Raw genomic sequence first — 22,162 nt, 5'->3', positions numbered from 1 at the left:
TAATCGTTGACATTGTGGGCTCCCGCCGTCAGTTCCGCTGTGCGGCGTCTGCTTTGGTGTTGATGCTCGGCTCGACGGACATTCCCGGGCGCAGTTCACCGCTCTTCATGGTCTGCGCGTCGAGCGCTATCCTGACCGGAATTCGCTGAACGACCTTGGTGAAATTGCCGGTCGCATTGTCAGGCGGCAGCAGCGCGAATTCCTGCCCGCTCGCCGGCGCAAGGCTATCGACATGGCCATGGAAGGTCTTGCCGGGGAACATGTCGACTTCGATATCGACGGGTTGACCGGCATGGACATCCGTCAGCTGCGTCTCCTTGTAATTGGCGACGACATAGGCTTGGTCGGTCGGCACGAGTGACATCAGCTGCGTTCCGGCCTGAACATATTGGCCGATGCGCAGCGTGCGGTTGCCGATCGTACCGTCGACGGGAGCAATAATGGTTGCATAGGAGAGGTTCAGCTCAGCCTGATGCTGGACCGCCTGGCTTTTCTGCAGGGCGGCTGTCGCCTGTGCGATCTGGGCCTTCAGAAGTTCGACCTGCTTGATGGCGCCTTCCAAGGTTGCGGTGTCCCGGACGATGGAAGCTTGCGCTGCGGCGATCTGCGATGCCGCCTGCTGCGCTGTCTGCACGGCGGCATAGCCGTTGGAGGCGAGGCTGGCATAGCGCCTGTTGTTCTGCTCTGCGAAGGTTTCGTTGGCCTTGTCCACATCCAGCGTGGCGCGCGCGGCCGCAATCGTCGACTGCTGGATATCCAGCGACGCCTGCTCGGCCTGTATGGTTGCCTGCGCGGCGGCGACATCGGCCTTTGCCTGGTCGAGCGCTGCGCGGAAATCGCGGTCGTCGATGCGGGCGAGCGGCTGGCCGGCCTTCACGGTCTCATTGTCCTTGACCAGGACTTCCGCCAGGTAGCCCGAGATTTTTGGGGCGATCGAGCTGTTGTCGGCCTGCACATAGGCGTCGTCGGTCGACACCTCGAAGCGGCCATTTTGCCAGTAATTGTGCCCGCAGTAACCCGCTGCAGCCATGATGACGATTGCGCCCGCGCCGTACATCAGGCGGCGCGGCATCTTGTTGCGCTTTGCGGCGGCATCGCCGGCCGCCGGGCCCTTCGGTGTCTCTGGACGGGGTTCGGTCGTCACCCCTTCCTTGACCTTCGCCTCGACACTCTCCTGCGCTTCGCCGGAAGTGTCCTTGGAGGTCACGATATGCAGATTGTTTGCCATGTACTTGCTCCTGACAGGGGTCGCTGCCGGGCAGGGGTAGCGGCCAAGTTCTATTTGGAAACTTGATATTTTCCAAAATAAGCGCTATAAGATGCAAGTCAACTATATTTTGGAAAATATTTATGGTCCTAAATCCAAAAACCACGAAACGACCACGAGGACGCCCACAGGTTCGTTGTGATGACGAAACTCGGGCAATCGTGCTCTCTTCGGCGCGCAAGCGCTTTCTGGAAGCGGGCTATGCATCGGCATGCATCAACGACATCGCGCAGGGCGCCGGTGTCTCCACGAAGACGGTCTATCGGCTGTTCGAAAGCAAGGGCGAGATCTTCAATGCGGTGATTACGGATCGCATCGCCCGTTTCAACGTCGAAGTGGATCAGGGTCTCCTGAAGCATCCGGACCTGCATCACCAACTCGAGCAAATCCTGATCGCCTATGGCCGTCTGGCGCTGGATCCGGAAACGATCGCCATCAATCGGCTGGCGGTCGCCGAAGCGGATCGCTTTCCCGAAATCGCGGCGTCCTTCTACGAGCGGGCAATCAGGGCCTCGACCGTGGTCTTCGAGGTCTGGCTGCGCAGCCAGCGCGACAAGGGCGCGATCGGGATCGCGGATGTTTCTCTTGCCGCCGGCTTTCTGCGCGGGATGATGACGATGGAGCCGCAAAGGGCCGTCATGCTGGGCCAGCGGCAAGCGCCGGACGACGAAGAAATCAGGATGCGAGCCGCCGAATGCGCCGCGATTTTCCTGCGGGGTTGCGTTACCGCTTCGTCCTGAGCCTTTTCTGGACAGAAAAAGAGCAGACGGATATCACATCTGCCGGGAGCGAGGCCGCCCGCGTGACCGCGGACGGCTTCGGGATCGTTCAGGGCGCCACCGTAAAGCCATAGGTGCCGTTGGTCTTGTGCCCGTCCGTGGACAGAACATGCCATTCGACCGTGTACTTGCCGGGCGCAAGCCTGTCGCTCACGGGCACCATCAATGTCGTGTCGCCGTTCATCAGCATGCCTTCGCCGGTCTTGACCGCCGTCTTGTCAGGACCTGTGACCTTGATGCCGCTGAATTTCAGGTTGAGGCCTTCGCTAAAGGTGAGGTCGATTTCCGAGGGGGCGGCCTTCACCGTCCCGTCGGCCTCCGGAACGGCCGATTTCAGATGGGCATGGGCCATGACCTGGCCGGCAAGCGCGATGCTGATTGCGGCGGCAGCGAGGAGCATTTTCGTCATCGGGGACATATCTGGTTTCCTTATCATGTTGATGACCCGCGAAAGTTCGCGAGCGTGCGATGGCGAGCCAGTGATCGCCGATATTCACCGGCGGGCCTGCCGGACGATATTATCTTTTTCGAGTGGCCGCCGAGACCACCGAACTATTCCCGTTGCAGCAGCTCCCGGATTTGTTTCGGCGCGGCATCGGCGAGCACCGCGGACGCAATGTGATCCATACTGGAGGAGGGCGGGAGCAGCAGCACCAAGACGGCGGAAGCAAAAGCGTGTTTCGGCATGATCGATATCCTTGATCTGGAAAAGGAGAGACAGGCGAAGCCTCAGGCTCCCCCTGATCTCGTCAGGAAAAGAAGCGCCGGAGCGGCGGGACGAAACGAACCACGAGCTGGTCGAAGAGCAGCATCGCGGCGATGGCGGCTCCCGTCAGCGGAAAGGCCGCGCCGAAGATGATGGCGATGAACCAGAGGCCGACATAGACGGACTTTTGCGGCGGCATCGGCGGTACGCCGAGGCGGCCTGTTGGCCTGCGCTTCCACCACATGATCGCGGCCGTCACGCAGCACAGGATGATGGCCAGGCAAGCGGCGAGCATCAGAAGCTGGTTGAAGAGGCCCCATTCCTGTCCCTGATGGATATTGATGCACCATTCGATCGCCCTGCCGAGCGCCGGATACTGATCATAGGAGATATCGACGAGCCGCTTTCCGGAATATTGGTCGATATGAACAGTGCGTTCCTTGCCAAGATCGCCGAAATAATGGCTGGCGGTGTAGACGCCGGTCTCATCCGTCGGGATAGCAAGGTCAGCGCCGGCGATCATGCCCAGGCCGTGCATGATCTCCACGGCCCTGTTCAGGCCAATCGGCTTTGCCGACTGCGCCGCCGGGATATCGGACACCGGAACCGGCGCGTTTTCGACCACCCAGCCGGGCCGGCTGACGATGTCCTGCGTGACCCTCGTCGATTTCGGTACATCGTCCCAGACTGCGGCCGGTGTTCCGAAATTGTGAGCGGTCAGCCAGGCATTGACATTGGCGCCCCAATAGCCGGACCAGGGCATGCCGCTGAAGGCCAGGAAGAGGATGAGGATGCCGGCAAGCGCGCCAGTCACGGCATGCAGGTCGCGCCAGAAGACGCGCCGCGACGGATTGCCGCGAACCGTGAGCACGCCGCCGCTCTGCTGTCGCGGCCACCACAGATAGATGCCGGTCACCACGAGAACGAGGGCAAAGCCCGCAACGATCTCGATGAGGCGATTGGTCCATGTCCCGAAATATTCGAGGCTGTGGATACGCTTGACGACCCAGCCGAATTCCTGCTTCGAGCCGACCGATCCCAGAATGCTGCCGTCATAAGGGTTGACGTAGACGATGGTTGATCGGCCGTCCTTGGATACCGTCACCCAGGCCGAGCGGTTTGGCGCCGACGCTTCGTGATAGGAGATTGCGCGGGCGCCCGGAAAGGCCGCAAGCGCCGCATCGGCAATCCGTTGCGGCGGCAGCATCGTGCCGGTCCCGGCAACGAGGTAGCGGTGCGAATAGAAAGTATCGGCGATCTGATCCTTGAACAGGTAGAGCGAGCCGGTGATCGCGAGATTGAGCATGAAGGGAATGACAAGAAGACCGGCGAAAAAATGCCAGCGCCAGATCGCGCGATAGAGCGAGATATTGTGGGTTGTTGCTGCTGCAGGCTCTGCAGCGGTAAAGGCAGACATGAAATCCTCCGAAGATCGGCAGGCTGCCACAAGCGGTCGATCCGAGGAGGAGCGGCGATGGTTCGCCGTTTTGGGGTGAGCTTGCTTGCCGATAACCAGCCGGGCCAATCGGCCACGTTCGGCATGGTACAGCTTGGAACACCAATCCTCAGATTTCACGACCCGATGGTCGTGCACGCGGCAGCGTTGACGGTGGGCGTCACGGGCAGAGCCGCAACGCGGGTTCAGCCAACGGTTTCGAGGATGGGTGGTGCTCTTGGGCCGGTGTTGGGCGGATAAAGCTGCCGGTAGAAGGCTTCCGATTTTACAACGACGATCTCGCCGCGCTGGGAGACGAGACGCTCGTAAACGTCGGTGGGTGGCGTCGGCAGGACCGCGGCAGAGGCGATCCGGCACGCCTCGCATCCGGGCGCATAGGCTTTCCCGTGTACCTTGCCGTCGGCATCCTTATAGGTGATGCAGAGGATGGGCAGCGATCCATCCGGGAGCCGGTATTGGGCAATCTCCAGCGGGGATATCTCATCCGCCGTGGCGACGACAGGCTGATGGGCGAAGCCGACAAACAACAGCGCCACGGCGCAAAGGATGCGCACGCTCCACTGCCATGTCAGCGAAATTGTCTTCCGCATACCTGCCCCCGCCACCGCATGTCGCGGATACGGTCTGCAGTCATAGGGCAGGCCCATCGCAGGCGCAATGCGGCAATTCGTGCCGCACTGGGCGAGGGCGCCGAAAGCAATGCCCGCAGATTGCGATCTAGCTTCGCGCAAGGTCTGGTTGCGATAGTCGATCCCGGGGCAAATGTTGGTGAATTGCGCTGTGGGGGCGATCGATGATTTCAACGTATCTCGGCTATGTGACCGCGACAAAGGATATGACGTCGACGCTTGCGCGCATCGCCAAGCAGCAAACGGTCAAAAGCGACCAGCAATATTATGACGAGCACATCGGCAAGATCAAGAATGTGGATGAGTTCCTTGCCGACCACAGGCTCTATAACTATGCAATGAAGGCCTATGGCCTGGAAGACATGGCCTATGCCAAGGCCTTCATGAAGAAGGTTTTGACAAGTGACCTCAGCGACACGAACAGTTTCGCAAATAAATTGACCGATAGCCGCTACCGGCAATTTGCCGCAGCCTTCAACTTCGGTGGCAAGTCAAAGAATCAGACGGCTCAAACCGATGCCCAGAAAAGCGATACGATCGGGCTCTATGAGCAATCTTTCGCCAATGAGGCAACTTTGGCTACGAAAGAGAGCAAGTTCTATAGCAGCTGGATCGACAAGGTGTCGAATGTCGACGATATCGTCAACAGCAGCAGGATGAGAGACTATGTCCTGCGGGCGCATGGCATCAATCCGGACAATATATCAAAGTCGTTTCTCAAGTCGGTTCTGACCAGTGATGTCAGCGATCCGAACAGCTTCGTCAATCAGGCAGGCAACTTCTCTTCGGCATCGGTTCAGGCGACCTATAAGCTGATCGCATCGCAGTTCAATTTCAACGATGATGGAACGCTTTCTGCCCCGTCGGCACAAACGGCGCAGCAGAAGGAAGCGATGATTTCTCGCTACAACAATACGGTTCCGAGCCTGCTGACCCCAACCATGGCTGTCAGCAACGACGATTATTATCGCCATGCAATCACGAAGGTGACGTCGCTGAGCGAAATCACCGGGGACAACAGGCTTTTCTCCTATATCAAGGAGGCTTTCGGCCTCAGCGCCAAACTTACGCCGACTCAATTCAATCTTGCTTTCGCCAACCCCGTCTATGCCGATGTTTCCGGTATGAAGGATATGGTCGCTCATTTCAATTTCGCATCCGACGGGACGTTGCCGGCGGGGCAGCCCGCGCAATCGGCGCAAGCCATAGACGACATCTCCATCAAATATTTGAAGCAGGCAAAAGGCGCCAAGCAGGCCTTGTTCAAGGATGCTGAGGACCACTACAAGTCGGCGGTGGGAAAGATCAAGACGATCGAGGATTTCTTTGCCGCCAACGACACGAAGAGCAAGGACCTGCCGACGATTGAGGACATGGCGCTCCGTGCTTTCGGGATCGACAGGAACGAGGTCTCGCGGGACCAATTGCGCAAGATCCTGGAAAGCGACCCCTATGACAGCAAGAGCTATGTCAGTTCCCTCAAGGACGACAGATACGTCGAGCTTGCCAAGGCGTTCAACTTCGACAGCAAGGGCAATCTCCGGGATCCGGTCACGGCTCTGTCGCAGAGCTCGATCAACAGCTTCATCTCCGCTTATTCGAAGGCAAAAACATTCGGGCTGACGGGTGAGATGCGCGACAAGGCGATCAAGGATGCGAAGGACGCGGCGACGGAATTCAGCAAATCGATTGCCAAGGTCGATACGGTCGATGAACTTCTGGCGGATAAGAAACTCACGGAATTCATTCTCGTTGCCAATAATATCGACCCCAAGACGGTCGACAAGGCGACCTTGAAGAAGGCCTTTACCGCCGATCCTGAAGATGCCAAGGGATTCCTGAACACGCCGGCAGGCGCGAAGTTCAAGGCCATGGTGAATGTCTTCAATTTCGACGCCAAGGGCAACTTGACGAACGCGAAGATCGGGCCGGGGCAGAACAAGGGCGCACGCCTCGCCACGGACGATCTCTTTCTCCATCAGACGTTGGAGACGCAGCAGGGTGCCTCCAACGATGGTGTCCGCCTTGCGCTTTATTTCCAGCGAAAGGCGCCGCAGATCAATTCCGTCTACGACATCATGTCCGATCCGGCGCTTTACAACGTGATCAAGACCACCTACTCGCTGCCGGCCGCCATGTCGAACATGGATGTGAGCCGCCAGGCGAAGATGCTGGAGAAGCTTTTTCCGATCAAGGATTTGCATGATGCCGGTAAGGTAGACAACCTGCTGAAGCGGTTCTCCGCCGTATATGACGCGGCAAACGGCGCAAATACCGCCTCGCCTGCATCCGCCATCCTAAACCGCGGCTCCGGAGTTGGCATGAGCGCGGATCTCATGCTGTCGATTGCCCAGCTCAGGTCGCGATAGGATATTCCGCGTTTGCCGTGTTGGATCGGGCTGGCGCCGGCAGCGCGAGCTTAGCGATGCCCTGCGCCCCGCCAAGCCCAGGGATGAGCCGGATTAGGCCGGTTCGTCTGTAGCAAGGAAGTCTCCCTATCTGCTATGTCCGGCATGACGGAGCGCACTATATTGTTAATCGGGATATTGAAACCTGGCCGGATGATTGGGCATAGGCAGTGCCGACTTTCTCCGTCCAATAGTTTTCGCCTCATGAGTTGAAACGCAGCCGCTGTCGCAATGCGGGGCTGTCCATGGAGGAGATTCGGAATGACGGAGGATGAAAAGGCAATCCGCAACGTCGTGGAAACCTGGATCACCGCAAGCAAGGCGGGCGATACGGCAACCGTTTTGGGGCTGATGACTGATGATGTCGTCTTCATGGTGCCGGGCCGAGAGCCGTTTGGCAAGCAGGCCTTCGCCGCAGCCTCCAAGGGAAGGGGCGGCGTGAAGATGGACGGCTCCAGCGAGATCGTCGAATTGCGGGTGCTGGGCGACTGGGCCTTCATTCGCAATCACATCGACATCACGATCACATCGCCCGACGCCGATGCCATCAAACAATCGGGTTACACACTCACGCTTCTGCGCAAGGAGGCCGATGGCCGGTGGCGCCTTGCGCGGGATGCGAACCTTCTGACCGTACATAGCTGATCGTTGCAGCGTTCAGCCGTGTCGTAAATCCGTAGGATTTACGTCATGCGGCTTCGAGCGCGGATGCCAGATCGGCGATCAGGTCGTCTGGATGCTCTATGCCGATCGACAGGCGAATCGTCGATTCCAGCACGCCGATGCGATGGCGCACATCCATTGGAACGCCGGAATGCGTTGTTGTCGCCGGATGGGAGGCCAGCGATTCCGTGCCGCCGAGACTGACGGCGAGTTTGAAGATCTGCAGCGCATTCAGGAATTTGAACGATGCCGGCTGGCCGCCCTTGATATCGAAGGAGAAGGTGGAGCCTGCCCCGCTGCATTGGGCGGCGAAAGTCCGGCCTACGGCCGATGCGGGGTCGGTATAGGGTAGATAGTGTATCTGCTCGACTTTTGGGTGATCCCGCAGGAAATCGGCCACGGCCCGGGCGTTGCTATCGGCCCGTTCCATGCGGATCTGCAGCGTTTCCAACGAGCGGCCGAGCATCCAGCAGGAATGCGGATCGAGCTGCGTGCCGATCGCGCCGCGCAGCGCCTTGACCTGTTTGATGACGGCCTTGGAGCCAAGGGCGGCACCGGCGATCAGGTCGGAATGACCGCCGACATATTTGGTCAGCGAATAAAGGGAGATATCGGCGCCGTGCTCGATCGGGCGCTGGAAGACCGGTCCCAGCAAGGTATTGTCGCACGCGATGATCGGCGTGTGACCCTGCCTCTTGCCGATCGCATAGGCCACGCGGCGGATCATGGCGATATCGACCAGGCTATTGGTCGGATTGGCGGGCGTCTCCACGAGAATGACGGACACTCGGCCCTTGGTCATTGCTTCCTCGGCACTCGCCATTACCGAGGTTTCGCTGACGCCATCGGCGAACCCCACCGCCGCAACGCCGAGATTGAGGAATGTCTTGGCGATAAGCGTTTCCGTACCGCCATAGAGTGGCTGGGAATGCAGGATCGCATCGCCAGGGCGGACGAAGGTCAGCAGCGTGGTGGCGATCGCCGACATGCCGGAGGAGAACAGCGCGCCGCTTTCCGTCCGCTCGTAGACGGCAAGGCGGTCTTCGACGATTTCACTGTTGGGGTGGTTGAAGCGCGAATAGACGAGGCCGACGCCCCTGCCTGCCGGCGGCTCGTTGCGGCCGGAGATGTAGTTGAAGAAATCCCGCCCGTCCTCGGCCGATTTGAAGACGAAGGTGGAAGTCAGGAAAACGGGCGGCTTGACCGCGCCCTCGGACAGCTCGGGGTCGTAGCCGTAATTCAGCATCTGCGTTTCGGGATGCAGGGCGTGGTTGCCGATATGCGTTTTCGAGGGATGCGGCGCAGTCATGACGGTCTCCTCGGCCGATGAAGTGAATTTTAGACTCACATTATACATCACTTAAGGTGCCGGCTCGCTATTCGCCATTGGCTGCGATTCAGTTTCGATATTGGCGCTGATATAGGCTGGAACTATCCAACCCGCGCATCACTATCCGAAATACGACAGAAAGGTCGCTATATTCGTTAGCAGCGCTCGTCTTGACACAGTCCCATCCCAGTTTCGAGGGCCTGCGGCTTCGCTATGCGCGGTCCTTGCAGAAGCGATGCATTTTTCAACCGGCTGCTTCCTGTCGATGAGGTGTTCGGTGGCGAAATGCGCGAAGAAAACAAGTGGGGTTTACATTTGAAATCGAGCGTTCGAAAATTTGTATTTCGCGATCTTCAGAAAATCGATGGTTATATCGACCCGCCGGATGCGCTTGTCTTCCTGTCGTTAATCGAAAAGCAAAGGCAGGAGAAACTCGACGGCGGCCTCGTCGAAATCGGGGTCTATTATGGGCGGTCCTATTTCTTGCTGCGCAAGATCAGCGCACCCGATGACAATGTGCTTGCAATCGACCTCTTCGACATAGAACCGGGCGGTGCGCAATATCAACGCTTCCTCGACAACGGGAGATCACTGGGCATTCCTGTCGACGAAGATCTCGTCATAACCGGCGATAGCACCAGGCTCGATCCGCAAGCCATCATCGACAAGGTTGGGCAGGTTCGTTTTTTCAGCATCGATGGAGGACATTTGCTTCGCCACATCGTTGCCGACAGCCGGTTGGCGAAGAGCGTGCTGGCCGATCATGGCATCATCGCCTTCGACGATACGTTCAATCCAGCCTGGCCGGAGGTGACGATCGGTGTCTCGGATTTTCTGCGCAGGAACAGCGATACCTTTGCCGCCTTCTGCATGACAAAGTACAAGACCTATGTCTGCCGGCGGGATTTTCATGAGGTCTATCGAGCCGCGCTTGGCAAGGCACGGCATCTTCTGCCATTCGAGCATGCGGAGATGGATTTTCTCGGCTCGAAAGTCCTCAGGCTGCACAATCCCATCAACCGGAGGGTCGCCTATGAACTCCTGCAGCGGCTGGGCTTGGGCGCCGTATCCGAATGGGCCTATCGCCCAGTCTGACTTCGGGCCGGCCTTGCTTACCGATAGGCGGAGTTAAAGGGATTTCGTTTTTCAAGTAATCCTTCAGAGGGGCCCGGCCGAGGCGGACCCCTCATCGATCCTGATCAGTAGATTTCCGGCACGTACATTTCCGGCGGCACCGGCGTGCGGTGATAGTCTGCATTGCGCATGCGTTCCGGCAGCACGATTTCCGGCTTCGGTACGCTTTCGTAAGGGATCTGCGTCAGCAGATGGGCGATGCAGTTGAGACGCGCCTTCTTCTTGTCGACGGCATGGACGACCCACCACGGCGCTTCCGGAATATGCGTGCGTTCCAGCATCTCTTCCTTGGCCTTGGTGTATTCCTCCCAATGCACGCGGCTCTGCAGGTCCATCGGCGAAAGCTTCCACTGCTTCAGCGGGTCCTGGATGCGCATGTTGAAGCGGAATTCCTGCTCCTCGTCGGTAATCGAGAACCAGTATTTCAGGAGAATGATGCCGGAGCGTACGAGCATGCGCTCGAAATCCGGCACGGAGCGGAAAAACTCCTCCAATTCCTCCGGCGAGCAGAAGCCCATGACGCGCTCGACGCCGGCGCGGTTATACCAGCTGCGGTCGAACAGCACCATTTCGCCAGCCGTCGGCAGGTGGGCGGCATAGCGCTGGAAATACCATTGGTGCCGCTCGCGCTCGGTCGGAGCCGGCAGTGCGACCACGCGGCAGACGCGCGGATTGAGGCGCTGCGTGACACGCTTGATGGCGCCGCCCTTGCCGGCGGAATCGCGGCCCTCGAACAGCACGACGACCTTGAGTTTCTTGTACTGCACCCAATCCTGCAGGCGCACCAGCTCGTGCTGGAGGCGGAAGAGTTCGCGGAAATAGACACGGCGGTCCAGCGCCGTTTCGCCTTCGCCGATAAGGCCTTCTGCGACCAATTCGTCCAGCCGGTCCTCTTCAAGCTGCATCTCCAGCTCTTCGTCGAAGCTGTCGACGATCTCATCCTTGATGCGGCTGAGCGGATCCTGGGTTTCATCAGTCATTATGCGCCTCCTGCTCTGTTTTCATGTTGATGCTGTGGCCTATAGCCACAGAAAGCCGGCGCGGTTTTCGAACCTGCGCCGGCTATGGTTTCGGCATTACTCAGCGGTCCAGCCGCCGTCGACGGAAAGCGTCGTGCCGGTAATCTGCTTGGCGGCGTCGCCGCAGAGGAAGACGGCGATGGCGGCCACTTCGTCGACGGTCACGAATTCCTTCGTTGGCTGGGCGGCGAGCAGCACATCGTGCTTGACCTGCTCCTCCGTCATGTTGCGCGCCTTCATCGTCTCGGGGATCTGCTTCTCGACGAGCGGCGTCCAGACATAGCCGGGTGCGATGGAGTTGACGGTCACGCCGTCCTGCGCGGCTTCGAGCGCGATGGTCTTCGTGAGGCCGGTGATCCCGTGCTTGGCCGAGACATAGGCGGACTTGAAAGGCGAGGCGACCAGTGCGTGTGCCGAGGACGTGTTGATGATGCGGCCCCATTTGCGTGCCTTCATGCCGGGAATGGCTGCCTTGATGGCGTAGAAGGCGGCAAGCAGGTTGATGCGGATGATCGCTTCCCATTTGTCGTCGGGAAACTCCTCGATCGGGGCCACGAACTGGATGCCGGCATTATTGACGAGGATATCGAGGCTGCCGAAGGCCTCCTCGGCTTCGCGCACCATTGATGTCACTTCTTCGCCATTCATCATGTTGGCGCCGGAGTAGCGGCATTGCACGCCGAAATCGGCTTCGATGGCAGCCCGTTCCTTTTCGATCGCATCGGCATCGCCGAGGCCGTTGATCGTTACATTCGCGCCTTCGGCGGCAAAGGCGCGGGCGATCGCAAGGCCGATACCGCTCGTCGAACCGGTGACCAGCGCATTCTTCGAAATCAACGAACCCATTAGGCTACTCCCGCGATCGCTTTGACATGGTTGGGTAAGGGGAAATGCTCAGGATGAGCGCACACTGCCAGCCGGATATGTCGCTTTGATAACAGTGGCCGGTCCGCTCCCGCGCAACCATTTGGCAGCTGACACTTCACTGTCATGCAACCGTGCAAGTTTTCGCTCCGGCGCCCGGCGATTTCCTCCAACGACGGACATAAGATGAAGGTCGAAGACATTCTGAAGCATGCCTATGCTATGCCGCTGACCAACCCTTCCTATCCCCCGGGACCCTACCGATTCTTCGATCGCGAATATATCATCATCACCTACCGCACCACGCGCGAGGCGCTTGAGGCTGTCGTGCCGGAGCCGCTCGAAATCGACGAGCCGCTGGTGAAATACGAATTCATCCGCATGCCCGATTCCACTGGTTTCGGCGACTATACCGAGACCGGACAGGTCATCCCCGTGCGATATCGCGGGCAGCGGGGCGGCTATGTCCACTCCATGTATCTCGATGACGATGCGCCGATCACCGGCGGCCGCGAAATCTGGGGCTTTCCGAAGAAGCTTGCCAGTCCGAAGATCGTCAACGAGGGCGAGGTCATCGTCGGCACGCTGCATTACGGCAGCGTTCTCTGCGCGACCGGAACGATGGGTTACAAGCACAAGCCGATCGAGCAAGGACCGCTTTTGTCCGCCCTCTCGGAGCCGAATTTCCTGATCAAGATCGTGCCGCATGTCGATGCGACCCCGCGCATCTGCGAGCTCGTGCGCTACTATCTGACCGATATCACGATCAAGGAAGCCTGGACCTCGCCCGCTGCTCTCGATCTCAGGCCGCATGTCATGGCCGACGTGGCGCGGCTGCCTGTGCTGGAAGTGGTTTCGGCGGTTCATTTCACTGCCGATCTGACGCTTGGGCTTGGCGAAGTCGTTCACGACTATCTCGCCGAGCGCAGGTAACTGAAAGCCTCATTGTTAGACCTTAGTGGAGACGGACCGTGCTTGAACGAAACACCAAGGCCGCAGCCCCGACCATCCCGGAAATTGCCGCTCAATATGATCGCGTCGCCCTGGTCTTTCAGGGCGGCGGCGCGCTCGGCGCCTATCAGGCCGGCGTCTACCAGGCGCTTGCCGAAGCCGGATGCGAGCCGACCTGGCTTTCGGGTGTGTCGATCGGCGCGGTCAATGCCGCCATTATCGCCGGCAACGAACCAAGCCGGCGCCTGCAGCGTCTTGAACAGTTCTGGCAGATCATCTCCGGCCGCAAGATCTGGGCCTATACGCCCGAAGGCGATTTCTTCCGCGATATCCGTAATCGCACCAGCTCGTGGATGACGATGACCATGGGCCAGCCAGGCTTCTTCAAGCCGCGCTTTCCTAATCCATGGCTCGAATTGCCGGGCGCCGAAGGCGCGACGAGCTTCTACGATTCGGCGGAGCTGAAGAAGACATTGGAGATGCTGATCGATTTCGACCTTTTGAACGATGGCAAGAAGCGTTTCAGCGTCGGCGCGGTGAATGTCCGCACCGGCAATTTCGTCTATTTCGACACCGACAATATCCGCATTGGCCCTGAGCACATCATGGCGAGCGGCGCGCTGCCGCCGGCCTTGCCGGCCATCCGCATCGAAGGTGAATATTATTGGGATGGCGGCATCGTTTCCAATACGCCGCTGCAATATCTGCTCGATCAGGAAGAAGACCGGAGCTCGCTGGTCTTCCAGGTGGATCTCTTCAGCGCGCGTGGCGTCCTGCCGCGCAGCATGCCGGATGTGCTGTCGCGTCACAAGGACATCATGTATTCCAGCCGCACGCGGCAGAATACCGACAACTTCAAGCGCATTCACGGGCTGAAGATGAAGCTCCTGGGTGCGTTGAGGCGTGTCCCGAAGGATCAGCTGACACCGGAAGAGGAAGAGCTGATCGCCGATTACTCCGATGCCGGCGTCGTCAACATCGTGCATCTGATCTATCAGCACAAGAATTATGAAGGCCATGCCAAGGACTATGAGTTCTCCGGCACGTCGATGCGCGAGCATTGGGACATGGGACTGGAGGACACCAAGCGCACGCTGCGCCATAGCGAATGGCTGCTGCCGCCCTTCAGCGGCGATGCCGTCGCCATCCATGATCTGCACCGGGAAGATCCGGTCTGAGCCGATCGATCGCTGTCGGATTTCAGCAGTGGTTGCGCCGGAGCGAGCTGTGCTCAGCTCCGGTTGATCTATGCACGTAACTTTTCGACTTTTTCACGCGCCAAGCCGGCAGTCCATCGGCATCAGCTCTGTTTGAGACGGTGCCGATGAGCTGCCTGTTTGGCGCGGTTGCCGCACATCGCCATGCTGCACCAACGTCTGCGGTGGCCGCGCGTGTGGTCGACGAAAAGCAAGGTGCATGCGTGGCCCTCGCAGGCCTTCACGTCAGAGAAATCCTCCGTGCAGACGAAGCGTCCCAGCGCTTCGCCGATCGGCAATAGCAGAGCTTCGGGCGAGCGCCATTTCCGCATCGGCTGAAAGCTGAATTTACCGTTTTCACCCGCCGGGCTCGCGACGATCCGGGCGAAGCCTTCGTCGCGTTCCAGCAGGCGGTTCAGTGGCTCCAGTTCGTTCAGGACATCCGATGTCAGCGGCTTTCCCTTGTGGGAGTTTACGAAAGCCCTGAACCATTCACGCAGGCTTCTTGCCTGGTCGGCGACCTTGTCAAGCTCGCCGGGCAACGCCTGTTCGCGCATGGCCGCGAGCGTCTCTCGCGGAACGAGGCCGGCCTGTTCCAGCCAGCGCAGCAGGCCCTCTCCGTCGTCGATCCAGTCGATCGGCACATCCACGGGCGTTGCGACCGAATTGAGGAAATCCAGTCCCAGCGTGTCGCCGACAAAGATGGCGGGCGAATGGTTGTCCATCGACTACTCCTGTTCCGGCCAGCAGCGATGCTGAAAGGCCGCTCGAAAACACAGCCTCGATATAACCTGTTAAAAGCCGCTTGACAAGTTACGCATATCAAGAGTAACCCTATTAACGTCATTTCAACGGTTACTTCCCGGGTCGGAGGGAGAAGGCTGATGTCGTCGCAAAATGCAGATGTTGTTCTTGTCCATGGTGCCTGGGCGGATGGATCCGGCTGGGCAAAGGTGATCACGCCGTTGGCGGCCGACGGCTTTTCGGTAACCGCCGCTCCATTGCCGTTGACCTCCTTTGCGGAGGATGTTGCCGCGCTCGAACGCGCCCTGGAACGGACGGAAAAACCCGTGATCCTGGTGGGTCACGCCTATGCCGGCGCCATCATCGCCGCTGTTTCCAGCGAAAAGGTCAAGGCCCTGGTCTATGTTGCAGCGCTTGCGCCGGATGAGGGCGAGACCGTTGCCGATGTCTTTTATCGCGGCGAACCTCAGTTGCAGGCGCCGAGGCTGGCGCCCGACGGCCACGGGCTGATCTACCTTCCGCAGGATGCATTCGCGACCGCCTTCGCACAGAACGCGAAGGCTGACGAGCTGGCAGTTCTGGCGGCCTCGCAGCGACCGATCTCGCCGGCATGCATCACCGTTCCCGTCCGCCGTCCGCTCTGGAAGGATCGTCCCACCTGGTTCCTGATCGCCGAGGAGGACCGGATGATCCCGGTCGACAATCAGCGTTTCATGGCCGCGCGCATGAAGGCGCGGCAGCACGCCGTCCCGGCCGATCACATGCCGATGGTCACGGCTCCGGCCGCCATTGTCGAGATGATTCGGGACGCAGCCACCGCTATCTGAATTCTCTGTTTATAACTCCATAAGAGCAATCAAAAAGGTTATGAAAGGACCTTGTCATGACTGATATCAACTATCGCACCGTCAATGTCGAAGGTGTCAAAGTCTTTTATCGCGAGGCAGGTTCGCCCGGCGCGTCCAAGCTTCTGCTGCTGCACGGCTTCCCGAGTTCCAGCCACATGTATCGCGATCTCATTCCGCTTTTGGCCGATCGCTATCACATCATTGCGCCGGATCTTCCCGGCTTCGGACAATCCGACGCGCCGAAGGGCACCAACAGCTTCGACAGTATCGCCGAGACGATCGACCGCTTCACCGAAATCGTCGGTTTCGACCGCTATGCCATCTATGTCTTCGATTATGGTGCGCCGACCGGGTTCCGGCTGGCGGTGAAGCATCCGGAGCGGATCACGGCAATCATCTCCCAGAACGGCAATGCCTATGAGGAGGGTTTGAGCGAGGGTTGGAATCCGATCCAAGCCTATTGGCGCGAAGCCTCTGAGGAAAATCGTAATGCACTGAAGGCATTCCTGCAGCCGGACGCGACGGCGTGGCAATATACGCACGGCGTTCCTGATGCCACCAGGATTTCTCCGGATGGCTACTCGCTCGACAATTTCTATCTGGCCCGTCCGGGTGCGGAGAAAGTTCAGCTCGATCTCTTCGGGGATTACAAGAGCAACGTCGCGCTCTATCCGACCTTTCAGGATTACTTTCGCACTTATAAGCCGCGTCTGCTGGCGATCTGGGGCAAGCATGATCCGTTCTTCCTGCCGCCCGGAGCCGAGGCCTACCGCCGGGACATTCCCGATGCGGTCGTCAAGCTTCTCGACACCGGCCACTTTGCCCTCGAGACGCATGCGGCGGAAATCGCAGCCGAAATTCGCTCTTTCCTCGGCTGATAACGGGCCTTGCCGCGCCGATGAAAGATCGGCGCGGCAGGCTTTGGTTTGAGCCTTTGAGGCATTGGTCAAGCCGAGAGCTTGAATCCTTCGGCCTTAGCCTGTTCATTGACGCGGCCGCTATAGGGCAGAATGCGGCGGAGAACCTCTTGAGCAAGCGTCTGGGCGTTCTGCTGCGCCTTGTCGAGATTGCTGACGGTATCGGAATCGATCGAATAGAGGGTCTGGCCGTAGCCGAAGACCTCGCGATAGGCCGCACGCTCGATGATCGGCGTCGACAGTACATGAACCCGGCGGCTGGAGAGCAGTTCCTTCACGGATTGCAGCGCGCGGGTGGTGACCATCGGATTGACGCGGGTCAGAACCACCGAATGCGGGATGCGGATATCGGCCCGATCCTCGAGATATTGCAGCAGTTCGATGACGTTGGTCGCGCCTTCCGCATCCATGGCCGAGCCTTGGACGGGGATGAGCACGTAGTTCGAATAGCCGAGCGCCTGTGCCAGCAGCGGACTGCGGGCGCCGGGCAGGTCGATGAGCAGGAAATCGACCTCGGCGCGCAGCTTGCGCGCATGCTGGCCGAGATTGGCGGCTGTCACGTAGGAAACGACTGACAAAGAGGACGGTGCCTTCGAGCCCAGCCGCTCATGCCATTTGGAGATCCACAATTGCGGATCCGCATCGAGGATGGCCACCGAAAAGCCCATGCGGGCAAGCTCGCAGGCAACGATGACGACGGCTGTGGTCTTGCCGGCGCCGCCCTTGGTGTTGGCAAAGGTCAAAACGGCCATGGGAATTCCCTGTACTGATCGGTTGGGCAACGCAATGGGGTAGGCGAAGAGCTGTCATGGCTTGCTGAGATCGTTACGCATTTATGGTTAACAAACCTTTTTGAATTACGGCGTGACCGATCGTGCCAACTCTTTACCCGCCAGCTAGCGGCGTTTATCCGCCGCCAGAATTTCGCGGGCGATCTGGTTCAGCCCCACAGTCCTGTCGACACCGCCATGGGCGATCGCCTCCTTGGGCATGCCGAAGACCACCGAGGTTTCCTCGTCCTGGGCGATGGTGAAAGCGCCGGCATCGTGCATTTCCTTCATGCCGCGGGCACCGTCGTCACCCATGCCGGTCATGATGACGCCCATGGCATTTCCCGCGGCCGAGCGCGCAGCCGACCGGAAAAGCACGTCGACGGAAGGCCGATGCCGTGAAACGAGAGGGCCGTCCTTGATCGCGACGACATAGCGCGCACCCTGGCGTTCCAGAAGCGTATGCCTGCCGCCGGGGGCGATCAGCACGTGACCGCGCAGGACCGCATCGCCATGTTCGGCTTCCTTGACCTCCACCTCGCAAAGGCTGTTCAGGCGCTTGGCAAAGGCGGCGGTGAATTTCTCCGGCATATGCTGCACGATGATCATGCCAGGCGTATTGGCTGGAAGCGCCACGAGCAGTTCGCGCAGTGCCTCCGTGCCGCCCGTCGACGCCCCGACGCAGACGATCATTTCCGTCGTCTTGGCCATGGCCCTGCCGCTCGGCGGCGGCAGGACGGCATCGGCGGTCAGCTTGGCCGTCGGTCCGCTCGGAGTGGCCGCGCGACGCCGTAGCGCTCCAAGTCTCGCCGCTGCCGCACCCTTGACCGTCTCGCGGATCGTCGCCGCCGTCTCCGCAAGATGGTCGGCGGCGGCGATCCTGGGCTTGAGGATGATATCGACGGCTCCGGCTTCGAGGGCCTGCATCAAGGTTTCCGATCCGGCTTCGGTCAGCGAAGAGCACATGACGACCGGGATGGGGTGCTGTGCCATCAGCTTGCGCAGGAAGGTGATCCCGTCCATGCGCGGCATTTCGACATCGAGCGTGATGACGTCGGGAATTTCTTCCTGGATCTTCTTCGCTGCCATGAAGGGGTCGGCAGCGGCACCCATCACCTCGATATCCGGGTCGGCCGACAGCACCTGTGTCATGACCTGCCGGACGCTGGCGGAATCATCGACAATGAGTACGCGGATCTTCTTCGGCATGCGTCAGACCTTCCGAAACACGGTATTGGCGACCTGCTTGACCGGCAGGCTGAGGCCGCTGATCGTTTCGGAATGGCCGACATAGAGGAAGCCGCCGGTCGCCAGCTTCTCGCAGAGCCTGGAGAGCACCTTTTCCTGCGTCGGCTTGTCGAAATAGATCAGCACGTTTCGGCAGAAGACGATATGAACCTTGTCGCCGATCTCATAGGCGCGATCCATGAGATTGAGACGACCGAAGCCGATCCTCGAACGCAGCTTGGGATGGATTCGAACTTCGCCCCGTTCGGGGTCGCGCGCTTCCATGACATAACGCAGGCGCCGCTGCCGGTCGACCAGGTCGATCATCGCGGCGGGATAGACGCCTCTGCGTGCAACCTTCAGAACATCGGTCGAAAGGTCGGTGGCAAGGATGCTGTATTCCGGTGCGCCACGGATTTCCCGATAATCTTCCATCACCATGGCGATCGTATAGGGTTCGGCACCGATGGAGCAGGCTGCGCTCCAGATCCGCAGGTGATTGTGTCCCGCCGCCAGCAGTTCGGGGATGGCGGCATTTTCGAGATGCTCGAAATGCTTCGGTTCCCGAAAGAAATCCGTCTTGTTCGTCGTGACCGCGTCGATCAGGTGAATGGCCTCGCGATCGATACCGCCACGCTTGAACAGATAGTCGCAATAGCCGTCGAGATCGCCGATCCCCGTTGCTCGCAGCCGGCGCCTCAAACGTCCTTCCAGCATCGTGCGTTTGCCCGGAGGCATCTTGATGCCGCTATAATCGTAGATATAGCGGGCGAGCTGGTCGAAATTCCGCCGGCTCAGCCCCTTGTCCTCGTAGTCCCTTACATCCTGCATTGCCACTTTACGCCTCACTCACACAGCGGCGAACTCGGAGGCCTGATGGCCGGTGCCCACGCCCATCAACGAGACCTTGTCGCTCGATGAGAAGAGCTTTGCGAGATCGATGATCACGACGAAGCCGCCCTCACGGCGTACGACGCCGGCAATGTATTCCGACGGCCAGCGCACGCCGATATCGGGAGCGCTTTCGATCGACTGGTGCTTGAAGGATGTCACCTCGAAGACACGATCGGCGACGAGGCCCAACGTGAGGGCCTTGTGCGTGATCGGAATGTCGATCACGAGGATGCGCGTGTGCGGCGTCTTCGCAGTGGCGGACATGCCAAGCCGCAGGCGCAGATCGATGATCGGTACGCCTTGACCGCGCACGTCCCTGAGGCCGAGCAGGTAATCCGGTCCATGCGGAATACGGAAGGCGTCCTGATGGTCCAGGATCTCCCGGACCACTTCGACGGGCACGGCGAAGCATTCATCGCCAAGGCCGAAGGTTACATATTGAGCTTCGGTGCTGGATGCAGCCATTTATGCGCTCTCCTTGAATTCCGCATCGTCTGCGTCTGGTCCGCCCATGGACATGTCGAGAGAGAAGCCCTTGAGGCGGGCTTGCTGCGCGGCAACGCTGTTGTCGGTTCGTGCGGCCGGTGTCCTGGCAGCTGGTGCCTTGGCGACAGGCCGGGACTTGGCCGGGCTGGCGGGAGCGTGGACCGGCTGATGCACGGTCTGCGTCTTGCGGGCATTGGCCTGGTCGACCTTGAAGAAGGCGATGGAAGCCTGCAGCTCCTCTGCCTGGGCGGCCAGTTCTTCCGAGGTTGCCGACATCTCTTCGGAGGCACCGGCATTCTGCTGCGTCACCTTGTCGAGCTGCTGAATCGCCTCGTTGATCTGCGAGGCGCCGATATCCTGCTCGCGGCAGGCAGCCGAGATTTCGGCCACCAGTTCGGCGGTCTTGCGGATATCGGGCACGAGGCGCGACAGCATCTCGCCGGCTTCGGTCGCAACCGTGACGGTCTCACCCGAGAGGCTGGAGATTTCGGCGGCCGCTGCCTGGCTGCGTTCTGCCAGCTTGCGCACTTCGGAGGCGACGACGGCAAAGCCGCGGCCATGCTCGCCGGCACGGGCTGCCTCGACCGCGGCATTGAGGGCCAGCAGGTCGGTCTGGCGGGCGATCTCCTGGACGATGGAGATCTTCTCGGCGATGGTGCGCATGGCGTTGACGGCGCGGTCGACGGCCTGGCCGCTGACCTCAGCGTCTCTGGCGGACTGACGGGCGATCTTCTCGGTTTGAGCGGCGTTGTCGGCATTCTGCTTGATGTTGGCGGCCATCTCCTCCATCGAGGCGGAGGCTTCCTCGGCTGAAGAGGCCTGCTCGGTGGCGCCCTGCGAGAGCTGCTCGGAACCGGCCGACAGCTGCTGGCTGCCCGACGAGACATTGTCGGAAGCCGACAGAGCATCCGCAACGACACCGCGCAGGCGTTCGACCATCGATTGAAGCGAGGTGCCGAGCGTGTCCTTGTCCGACATCGGCTTCGGCTTGACCGTCAAGTCGCCGTTGGCGATCTGATCGGCGATCGTTGCGGTATTGCGCAGGTTGCCGGTCATGACGTTGATGGTATCGACCAGATCCTTGATCTCGTCATTGGTCTTGATTTCGATATTCTGGTTGAGATCACCGATGGCAACGCCTTCGGCGACCGCCTGGATTTTTTTGAGACCGCGGTTGATGCCGAGCGCTATCCAGATGGCGATCACGCTCGACAGTACGAACATGACGGCGAGCGAGGTCAGCAGAAGGTTCCGCGCGAAAGCATATTGGTCATTGGTCGCCTGGTCGGTCGCGTGCAGATCCGCAATGATCCCGTCGTTGATTTTGCCGACAATGTCGAGAAGAACGGTCGTCGCCTTTCGTCCTTCGCCCATGGATAGTTCAGCCGCTTTCCGATTGCTGTCTTCGGTATTTTCGACCGCGAGCTTCAAAACCTGGGCGTCGACTTCCTTCCAGGCCGGAAACTGTCTGGAAAACTCCGCGACCTTGTCTGCGATGGCAGAATCTTGCGCTAATTTCTCTACGAGTTGGTCGATCGTGGCCTCATTGGCACGAACCGCATCGACGTAACCGCTGATGGCCTGCGGATCGTTGTTCAGAATCGCATTCTTTTCATTGCGGATTGCATTCAGGACGGCGTTAGAAAGTTCGCCGGAGCTGCGTTGATTTGCGGCCGGACCCTGAATGATCTCGGTAATGGCCGAATTCAAGGAAGACAGGCTCATGATCGCCAGGACCGACATGCCCGTGGACATGACAATCAGCAGGCCGAATGCGAGGGCCAATTTGAGTTTGATGGTAAAGCGCATCTCTGAAGCTCCTGGAGATGGAGAGATTTGATAGTTAAAAAAGTCAGACGGGGAGCCGTCTTGAT

At 59.6% G+C, this 22,162-nt stretch carries 22 protein-coding genes; 8 read left to right on the top strand and 14 right to left on the bottom strand.

The window, feature by feature from the left end:
• Nucleotides 1-28: 28 nt before the first annotated feature.
• Entirely contained in the window at nt 29-1,228 is a 1,200-nt protein-coding gene (locus FHT84_RS25915) for an HlyD family secretion protein (protein ID WP_181592370.1), read from the bottom strand.
• A gap of 122 nt (nt 1,229-1,350) precedes the next feature.
• On the opposite strand from FHT84_RS25915, the gene FHT84_RS25910 reads away from it, so the two are divergent.
• The gene (locus tag FHT84_RS25910; RefSeq protein WP_112342806.1) at nt 1,351-2,007 is read left to right on the top strand and encodes a TetR/AcrR family transcriptional regulator C-terminal domain-containing protein; all 657 of its coding nucleotides are present in this window, start codon (nt 1,351-1,353) and stop codon (nt 2,005-2,007) included.
• 88 nt (nt 2,008-2,095) lie between these two features.
• Here FHT84_RS25910 and copC read toward each other — a convergent pair whose 3' ends face one another.
• The 4 genes from copC to FHT84_RS25895 form a co-directional block, all read right to left on the bottom strand.
• Nucleotides 2,096-2,464, bottom strand: a complete 369-nt coding sequence (gene copC / locus FHT84_RS25905; RefSeq protein ID WP_112342805.1) for a copper homeostasis periplasmic binding protein CopC — start codon at nt 2,462-2,464, stop codon at nt 2,096-2,098.
• 134 nt (nt 2,465-2,598) lie between these two features.
• Nucleotides 2,599-2,733, bottom strand: a complete 135-nt coding sequence (locus FHT84_RS31705) for a hypothetical protein (RefSeq protein ID WP_281411505.1) — start codon at nt 2,731-2,733, stop codon at nt 2,599-2,601.
• A 62-nt stretch (nt 2,734-2,795) separates the two neighbouring features.
• A complete protein-coding gene (locus FHT84_RS25900; RefSeq protein ID WP_145644639.1) occupies nt 2,796-4,169 on the bottom strand; it encodes a PepSY domain-containing protein in 1,374 nt (457 codons plus the stop codon).
• Between the two features lie 224 nt (nt 4,170-4,393).
• Nucleotides 4,394-4,798 (bottom strand): hypothetical protein, encoded by a 405-nt coding sequence (locus FHT84_RS25895; RefSeq protein WP_112342803.1) that lies wholly within the window; start codon nt 4,796-4,798, stop codon nt 4,394-4,396.
• 203 nt (nt 4,799-5,001) lie between these two features.
• On the opposite strand from FHT84_RS25895, the gene FHT84_RS25890 reads away from it, so the two are divergent.
• Both FHT84_RS25890 and FHT84_RS25885 read left to right on the top strand, forming a co-directional pair.
• Entirely contained in the window at nt 5,002-7,206 is a 2,205-nt protein-coding gene (locus FHT84_RS25890) for a DUF1217 domain-containing protein (RefSeq protein ID WP_112342802.1), read from the top strand.
• A 300-nt stretch (nt 7,207-7,506) separates the two neighbouring features.
• On the top strand, nt 7,507-7,890 hold the full coding sequence (locus tag FHT84_RS25885) for an SgcJ/EcaC family oxidoreductase (protein ID WP_112342801.1): 384 nt from the start codon (nt 7,507-7,509) through the stop codon (nt 7,888-7,890).
• Nucleotides 7,891-7,933: 43 nt separating this feature from the next.
• Here the strand turns inward: FHT84_RS25885 and FHT84_RS25880 are convergent, their stop codons facing one another.
• Nucleotides 7,934-9,217: a cystathionine gamma-synthase family protein gene (locus tag FHT84_RS25880; protein ID WP_112342800.1), complete on the bottom strand. Its 1,284-nt coding sequence runs from the start codon at nt 9,215-9,217 to the stop codon at nt 7,934-7,936.
• Nucleotides 9,218-9,553: 336 nt separating this feature from the next.
• Between FHT84_RS25880 and FHT84_RS25875 the strand changes: the two genes are divergently transcribed.
• Entirely contained in the window at nt 9,554-10,333 is a 780-nt protein-coding gene (locus FHT84_RS25875; protein WP_112342811.1) for a class I SAM-dependent methyltransferase, read from the top strand.
• A 104-nt stretch (nt 10,334-10,437) separates the two neighbouring features.
• Here the strand turns inward: FHT84_RS25875 and ppk2 are convergent, their stop codons facing one another.
• Both ppk2 and FHT84_RS25865 read right to left on the bottom strand, forming a co-directional pair.
• On the bottom strand, nt 10,438-11,352 hold the full coding sequence (ppk2, locus tag FHT84_RS25870; RefSeq protein WP_112342799.1) for a polyphosphate kinase 2: 915 nt from the start codon (nt 11,350-11,352) through the stop codon (nt 10,438-10,440).
• A gap of 96 nt (nt 11,353-11,448) precedes the next feature.
• On the bottom strand, nt 11,449-12,237 hold the full coding sequence (locus FHT84_RS25865; protein WP_112342798.1) for a 3-hydroxybutyrate dehydrogenase: 789 nt from the start codon (nt 12,235-12,237) through the stop codon (nt 11,449-11,451).
• Nucleotides 12,238-12,441: 204 nt separating this feature from the next.
• Between FHT84_RS25865 and FHT84_RS25860 the strand changes: the two genes are divergently transcribed.
• Both FHT84_RS25860 and FHT84_RS25855 read left to right on the top strand, forming a co-directional pair.
• Nucleotides 12,442-13,188 carry an acetoacetate decarboxylase gene (locus FHT84_RS25860; RefSeq protein WP_112342810.1) on the top strand — a complete coding sequence of 249 codons (747 nt, stop codon included), beginning with the start codon at nt 12,442-12,444 and terminating at the stop codon, nt 13,186-13,188.
• Nucleotides 13,189-13,226: 38 nt separating this feature from the next.
• The gene (locus FHT84_RS25855; protein WP_112342797.1) at nt 13,227-14,384 is read left to right on the top strand and encodes a patatin-like phospholipase family protein; all 1,158 of its coding nucleotides are present in this window, start codon (nt 13,227-13,229) and stop codon (nt 14,382-14,384) included.
• A 122-nt stretch (nt 14,385-14,506) separates the two neighbouring features.
• On the opposite strand, the gene FHT84_RS25850 is transcribed toward FHT84_RS25855, so the two are convergent.
• Complete coding sequence (locus tag FHT84_RS25850) at nt 14,507-15,127, bottom strand: ABATE domain-containing protein (protein WP_112342796.1); 621 nt, start codon at nt 15,125-15,127, stop codon at nt 14,507-14,509.
• Between the two features lie 159 nt (nt 15,128-15,286).
• Here FHT84_RS25850 and FHT84_RS25845 point away from each other — a divergent pair, with 159 nt between their 5' ends.
• Nucleotides 15,287-15,973, top strand: a complete 687-nt coding sequence (locus FHT84_RS25845; protein ID WP_112342795.1) for an alpha/beta hydrolase — start codon at nt 15,287-15,289, stop codon at nt 15,971-15,973.
• Between the two features lie 56 nt (nt 15,974-16,029).
• Complete coding sequence (locus FHT84_RS25840; RefSeq protein WP_112342794.1) at nt 16,030-16,872, top strand: alpha/beta hydrolase; 843 nt, start codon at nt 16,030-16,032, stop codon at nt 16,870-16,872.
• A gap of 68 nt (nt 16,873-16,940) precedes the next feature.
• Here FHT84_RS25840 and FHT84_RS25835 read toward each other — a convergent pair whose 3' ends face one another.
• From FHT84_RS25835 to FHT84_RS25815, 5 genes are all read right to left on the bottom strand, one after another.
• Nucleotides 16,941-17,663, bottom strand: a complete 723-nt coding sequence (locus FHT84_RS25835) for a ParA family protein (protein WP_112342793.1) — start codon at nt 17,661-17,663, stop codon at nt 16,941-16,943.
• A 144-nt stretch (nt 17,664-17,807) separates the two neighbouring features.
• Nucleotides 17,808-18,890, bottom strand: coding sequence for a chemotaxis response regulator protein-glutamate methylesterase (locus tag FHT84_RS25830; RefSeq protein WP_112342792.1), 1,083 nt, complete (start codon nt 18,888-18,890; stop codon nt 17,808-17,810).
• A 3-nt stretch (nt 18,891-18,893) separates the two neighbouring features.
• On the bottom strand, nt 18,894-19,739 hold the full coding sequence (locus FHT84_RS25825) for a protein-glutamate O-methyltransferase CheR (protein ID WP_112342791.1): 846 nt from the start codon (nt 19,737-19,739) through the stop codon (nt 18,894-18,896).
• An 18-nt stretch (nt 19,740-19,757) separates the two neighbouring features.
• Nucleotides 19,758-20,267 (bottom strand): chemotaxis protein CheW, encoded by a 510-nt coding sequence (locus FHT84_RS25820; RefSeq protein WP_112342790.1) that lies wholly within the window; start codon nt 20,265-20,267, stop codon nt 19,758-19,760.
• Nucleotides 20,268-22,097, bottom strand: a complete 1,830-nt coding sequence (locus FHT84_RS25815) for a methyl-accepting chemotaxis protein (protein ID WP_183764921.1) — start codon at nt 22,095-22,097, stop codon at nt 20,268-20,270.
• Nucleotides 22,098-22,162: the final 65 nt, after the last annotated feature.

The organism is Rhizobium sp. BK289, assembly GCF_014193575.1.
Lineage (GTDB): Bacteria > Pseudomonadota > Alphaproteobacteria > Rhizobiales > Rhizobiaceae > Rhizobium > Rhizobium tropici_C.
Note: the sequence above shows the minus strand (reverse complement) of the source record. Positions and strands in the feature narration are given on the sequence as shown.